The organism is Streptomyces sp. PH10-H1, assembly GCF_030063355.1.
Taxonomy (GTDB): Bacteria; Actinomycetota; Actinomycetes; order Streptomycetales; family Streptomycetaceae; genus Actinacidiphila.
Window position 1 is genome coordinate 1 of sequence record NZ_JASISZ010000178.1, and the last position, 2,905, is coordinate 2,905.

3 protein-coding genes are annotated in these 2,905 nt (G+C 70.9%); 2 read left to right on the forward strand and 1 reads right to left on the reverse strand.

Going from position 1 to position 2,905, the window contains the following annotated elements; translation table 11 throughout:
- Positions 1 to 363 precede the first annotated feature (363 nt).
- Together QMK24_RS40940 and QMK24_RS40945 are read left to right on the forward strand one after the other, a co-directional pair.
- Positions 364 to 672, forward strand: coding sequence for a hypothetical protein (locus QMK24_RS40940; RefSeq protein WP_283471995.1), 309 nt, complete (start codon positions 364 to 366; stop codon positions 670 to 672).
- A 323-nt stretch (positions 673 to 995) separates the two neighbouring features.
- Positions 996 to 1,247 (forward strand): hypothetical protein, encoded by a 252-nt coding sequence (locus QMK24_RS40945; protein WP_283471996.1) that lies wholly within the window; start codon positions 996 to 998, stop codon positions 1,245 to 1,247.
- 53 nt (positions 1,248 to 1,300) lie between these two features.
- On the opposite strand, the gene QMK24_RS40950 is transcribed toward QMK24_RS40945, so the two are convergent.
- Complete coding sequence (locus QMK24_RS40950; RefSeq protein WP_283471997.1) at positions 1,301 to 2,680, reverse strand: variant leucine-rich repeat-containing protein; 1,380 nt, start codon at positions 2,678 to 2,680, stop codon at positions 1,301 to 1,303.
- Positions 2,681 to 2,905: the final 225 nt, after the last annotated feature.

The following is a 2,905-nucleotide window of genomic DNA, read 5'->3' on the forward strand; positions in this document are numbered from 1 at the left end:
GCAGCGCGAGGCTTCCGTGTGAACGGCCGCGGGGGCCCCCCCCGGGGGGGGGGGTGCCCCGCGGCTCGCCTCTACGGGGTCGGCTGCCGCCCGGGTGTGTGGCCGCGGGGCTGTCCACGAACAGGCCACCTCGAAGTACTCGCTCTGCTGCGCGTGTGCCGACGCGCCTGATTCGGCCGTTGCCCTCGGCGCCCCAGCCTTGGCCTTGGCCTTGGCGACCTTTGCGGCAGCGTCCTTCGCGGCGGCCTCCTTGGCCGCCTCCTGCGCTGAGGTGTCCTGTGCGGTAGCGTCCTTCGCGAAACCGGCCTTGGGGGCCGGGGAGGTGGCGGTCGCGGCCCGGCCGGGGTCGGCGGACCCGCTTTCGTGCGCGAGCTGCACGGCGCGAACGAGTTTCCGGTGATCGAGTTCTACGCCGGCAGTTTCGCTCAGCGGCCGAGCATGGCGCAGCTGGCGGGCCGGCCTGCGGCCCGTAAGCGCTCTCGCTCCCGCTTCGGCGTCGTGGGCCTGACCCACCTGCCCGACCCAGCCCATCAGGTGGTGGCACTGGCAGCACAGCATCCGGAATCCCCCCACGGCGGCGACCCCCAACTGGGACACGGCCTGTGGACACTGACTGACATCATCGGCCTGCAACAAGACATGGCAGCACTCTTCGATCACGCCCACGCTTGACCTCCTCCTCGGTTCGGCAGGGGTTGGGCTCCCCGCGAGTGCGCGAGCCCGCTCGCTCCTGGCAACAGCGGACATTGACGGTCCGTCTCTGGACGGGTCTCTCGCTTCACGTCCTCCTGTTGCTCTCAACTCGTCGTCGGTGCCGGCGGAGTCCGGTGAGCCGATCCCGGTCTTCGACTGTGCGGCACACGGCCACAACGCGCTGTTCTGCGACGACTGGGCTCTGCTGGTGACCTTGAACGAGCAGGTCAACTTCTTGCACGGGCAGAAAGAACTATGCCGGCACCAGCCCGATCACCCGTGCCTCCGGCAAGATGAAGGTCGTGACCGCGCGGTTCGTCCGCAACGACCGGCTCATCGACGCGCTGATCGCCCAGGCGTTCTCCGCTCTGCGGGTCTCCGCTGGCGCCAGGGCCTACTACGAGCAGCAATGTGCCCGCGGTATCGAGTTCAACGCCGCCCTGCGCCGACTCGTGCACCGGCTGGTCGGCATCTTGCACGGCTGTCTCAAGACCGGCACACCGTACGATGAGGCGACCGCCTGGTCCCACCGAGCCCACGCACTCGCCGCTTGACACTCCAGGTCATGAACGGTCTGGGTGGCGCCGAGCCCAGTTCGGCCCCGCTGCTACGCGAGCTCTCCTCTGCCCCCGAGCAGCTGTGCCATTGCGTCGACGGGCAACGCGGGGTGGGCCGCAGCGGCGGAGCGGACGCGTTCGTCCGGGTCGGCGAGGCAGAGCAGCAGGGCTTCCGGGGGCGCAGCCGGGTGTTTGGCGATCTCGCCGAGCGGGTTGACGGCGGGTGTGGCGGCGAGCGCCATGGCGTGCAGGAGTTCGGGTGGGCAGTGCGGGTTGCGAGCCACGGCCTCGTGCGCGCGCGGCCCGTGACGTGCGGTGATCGCATAGAGCTGGGCAGGGGCCAGGGCCGGGTTCGGGGCGATTCGCTTGGCCACGCCGATGTCGGGGTCGTCGGAGAGCAGGGCGGTGAGGCCGGCGGGGAGTTCGGGGCGGGCCGCGACGAGGGCGCGGACCTGTGCGGCGTTCGACTGGGCGAGCCGGCGCAACTCCTCGGGTGTCGCGGCCTTGATCCGGGGCAGCACCTCGGTGCCGATCCGCCGGGCGGGCGCCAGTCGGACCAGTAGCGGCAGCGGAAGCGTTGGGTTCTGCAGCACGGCGCGGCGTACGGTGCGGTCGGGGTCGTTGGCCAGAGTGTGGATGTCGGACGCCCCGAGAGTTGGGTTGGCGGCGGCCTCGGCGCGGACCCGGTGATCGGTGTCGGAGGCGAGCCGGTGGTATGCCTGTTCCGTCAGGTCGAGTCGGCCGGCCAGGGCGGCCCGGGCCCACGGGTCCGGGTGGTCCAGGAATTGCTCCATGCCCTCCGGTGGGGTGGTCGGGTTGCCGAGGGTGGCGAGCCGGACGGCGAGGACTGCCGCGGCGTGGTCGCCGCAGGCCGAGCCGTCCGGGAGGTGCCTGCACCGGCCGCAGGAGGTGATCGGTGGGCTGCCTCCGTCGGCGAGCAGTGCGGCCAGGACGTCCGGAGGCGTGGCGTGGTTGTGGGCGAGTGCGTCGCGGACCGCCTGGTCCGGTCGAGCTGCCAGTTCCCGGGCCAGATCTGCGGGGAGCTCGGAGTGGTCGGCCACCGCACCCACCACGGCGATCACCTGGTCGCGGCCGAGCAGGCGCAGCAGGTCTGCCGGCAGTGAGTCCTCCCGCTCGGCCAGGTGGGTGCGGACGGTCTCGTCGGGGTGCCGCGCCAGTTCCCAGGGCGGGGAGTCCGGCAGTGATTCCGCACAGCTCAGGTCCGACTCGGCGCCGCGCGAAGCCAGGACGGCCGCCTGGTTGTCGGTCAGGTCGTCCCGATCGGCGAGGTAGCCGCAGAGGTCCTCGTCGGCGGCGGAAACGAAGCGGTCGAGGAGGCGACCCGGCAGGTTCGGGTTCCTTGCCAGCCCTGCCAGTTCAGGGCTGTACGGCAGCAGAAGCCCGATGGTCCCGTCTTCCTGGTGTGGCATGCGCTCCCCCTGGGATCTCGAGTGAGGCGGATATGGCTCACAAGGTCCCGCGCCCGAGGCTCTCGGAGACGGCCCCCACCGTCAAGCCCATTTGTGTGTGTCCACGGACAGTGGGACATCCGGGTGAGCGGACAGTTCAGGTCCTCGTGTGCGGACAGCTGATCTCCCTGTCCGGTATGACTATTTGTCCCTCGGTCGGGCTCAGGCCAACGGGGTGACACCCTG

Bases quoted from the DNA above. Each gene is read 5' to 3' on its own strand.
- QMK24_RS40950 (WP_283471997.1), bottom strand. From the start codon at position 2,680: ATGCCACACCAGGAAGACGGGACCATCGGGCTTCTGCTGCCGTACAGC.